Annotated in this window: 1 rRNA gene; it reads right to left on the reverse strand. The window is 52.3% G+C overall.

Going from position 1 to position 2,944, the window contains the following annotated elements:
- Positions 1 to 30: 30 nt before the first annotated feature.
- Positions 31 to 2,912 (reverse strand): 23S ribosomal RNA (locus tag A7W11_RS21855).
- Between the last annotated feature and the right edge of the window lie 32 nt (positions 2,913 to 2,944).

Here is a 2,944-nt window from a genome sequence, read left to right on the forward strand (position 1 = left end):
TGGCGCCGCGTATGAAGACTGTAGAGTTATAGGATCAAGCCTCACGGGCAATTAGTATCAGTTAGCTCAATGCATTACTGCACTTGCACACCTGACCTATCAACGTCCTGGTCTTGAACGACCCTACAGGAGAGTCAAGCTCTCAGGGATACCTAATCTTCAGACGAGTTTCCCGCTTAGATGCCTTCAGCGGTTATCTCTTCCGTACTTAGCTACCCGGCAATGCCATTGGCATGACAACCGGTACACCAGCGGTACGTCCATTCCGGTCCTCTCGTACTAGGAACAGGCTCCGTCAAGTATCCAACGCCCACGGCAGATAGGGACCAAACTGTCTCACGACGTTTTAAACCCAGCTCACGTACCTCTTTAAATGGCGAACAGCCATACCCTTGGGACCGGCTACAGCCCCAGGATGAGATGAGCCGACATCGAGGTGCCAAACACCGCCGTCGATATGAACTCTTGGGCGGTATCAGCCTGTTATCCCCAGAGTACCTTTTATCCGTTGAGCGATGGCCCTTCCATTCAGAACCACCGGATCACTATGTCCTGCTTTCGCACCTGTTCGACTTGTCAGTCTCACAGTCAAGCACGCTTATGCCATTGCACTATCAGCACGATTTCCGACCGTACCTAGCGTACCTTCGAACTCCTCCGTTACGCTTTGGGAGGAGACCGCCCCAGTCAAACTGCCTACCATGCACTGTCCCCGATCCGGATAACGGACCAAGGTTAGAACCGCAAACAAACCAGGGTGGTATTTCAAGGTCGGCTCCACTCAATCTGGCGACTGAGTTTCTGCGCCTCCCACCTATCCTACACAGGCCGGTTCACAATCCAATGCAAAGCTACAGTAAAGGTTCATGGGGTCTTTCCGTCTAGCCGCGGGTAGATTGCATCATCACAAACACTTCAACTTCGCTGAGTCTCGGGAGGAGACAGTGTGGCCATCGTTACGCCATTCGTGCAGGTCGGAACTTACCCGACAAGGAATTTCGCTACCTTAGGACCGTTATAGTTACGGCCGCCGTTTACCGGGGCTTCGATCAAGAGCTTGCACCCCATCACTTAACCTTCCGGCACCGGGCAGGCGTCACACCCTATACGTCGACTTTCGTCTTAGCAGAGTGCTGTGTTTTTAATAAACAGTCGCAGCCACCGATTCTCTGCGACCCCATCATGCTCAGCGCGCAGGCGCTTCACACTACCGGGGCATACCTTCTCCCGAAGTTACGGTATCAATTTGCCGAGTTCCTTCTCCCGAGTTCTCTCAAGCGCCTTGGAATATTCATCCCGTCCACCTGTGTCGGTTTGCGGTACGGTCTCGTACAGCTGAAGCTTAGAGGCTTTTCCTGGAACCACTTCCAATCACTTCGCGAATAAATTCGCTCGCGCCACACCCTTGAGTCATGTACCCGGATTTGCCTAAGTACCCTCTTCAATGCAGCAACAGGGACATCCAACACCCTGATGATCTTCCGCGATCCGTCCCCCCATCGCACTGTACGACGGTGCTGGAATATTAACCAGCTTCCCATCAGCTACGCATCTCTGCCTCGCCTTAGGGGCCGACTCACCCTGCGCCGATGAACGTTGCGCAGGAAACCTTGGACTTACGGCGAGGAGGCTTTTCACCCCCTTTATCGCTACTCATGTCAGCATTCGCACTTCTGATACCTCCAGCAGCCTTTACAAGCCACCTTCGCAGGCTTACAGAACGCTCTCCTACCGCGTGTACCAAAGGTACACACCCGCAGCTTCGGTTTATCGCTTAGCCCCGTTACATCTTCCGCGCAGGACGACTCGATCAGTGAGCTATTACGCTTTCTTTAAAGGGTGGCTGCTTCTAAGCCAACCTCCTGACTGTCTATGCCTTCCCACTTCGTTTCCCACTTAGCGATAATTTGGGACCTTAGCTGGCGGTCTGGGTTGTTTCCCTCTTGAGTCCGGACGTTAGCACCCGGTGCTCTGTCTCCCAAGCTGTACTTGCGGGTATTCGGAGTTTGCAATGGTTTGGTAAGTCGCCATGACCCCCTAGCCATAACAGTGCTCTACCCCCCGCAGTAATACTTGAGGCACTACCTAAATAGTTTTCGGAGAGAACCAGCTATTTCCAGATTTGTTTAGCCTTTCACCCCTATCCACAGCTCATCCCCTAATTTTTCAACATTAGTGGGTTCGGTCCTCCAGCACGTGTTACCGTGCCTTCAACCTGGCCATGGGTAGATCATCTGGTTTCGGGTCTACACCCAGCGACTGAACGCCCTATTCGGACTCGCTTTCGCTACGCCTTCCCTATTCGGTTAAGCTTGCCACTGAATGTAAGTCGCTGACCCATTATACAAAAGGTACGCCGTCACCCCATAAAGAGGCTCCGACTGTTTGTATGCACACGGTTTCAGGATCTATTTCACTCCCCTTCCGGGGTTCTTTTCGCCTTTCCCTCACGGTACTGGTTCACTATCGGTCGATTACGAGTATTTAGCCTTGGAGGATGGTCCCCCCATCTTCAGACAGGATTTCACGTGTCCCGCCCTACTTCTCTTACGCTTAGTTCCACATTCCACATTTCGTCTACAGGGCTATCACCTGCTATGGCCAGACTTTCCAGACTGTTCGACTATATGAAACGCTAAATCGTAAAGGCTGTTCCGATTTCGCTCGCCACTACTTTCGGAATCTCGGTTGATTTCTTTTCCTCGAGCTACTGAGATGTTTCAGTTCACCCGGTTCGCTTCCTCTAGCCTATGTATTCAGCTAGGGATACTCCTCGCGGAGTGGGTTTCCCCATTCGGATATCTGCGGATCAAAGCTTGTTTGCCAGCTCCCCGCAGCTTTTCGCAGGCTACGACGTCCTTCATCGCCTGTAATCGCCAAGGCATCCACCATGTGCACTTAGTCGCTTGATCCTATAACACTAGAGTCTTATAGGTGCTGAGTT

The organism is Bordetella ansorpii, from assembly GCF_900078315.1.
Lineage (GTDB): Bacteria > Pseudomonadota > Gammaproteobacteria > Burkholderiales > Burkholderiaceae_B > Bordetella > Bordetella ansorpii.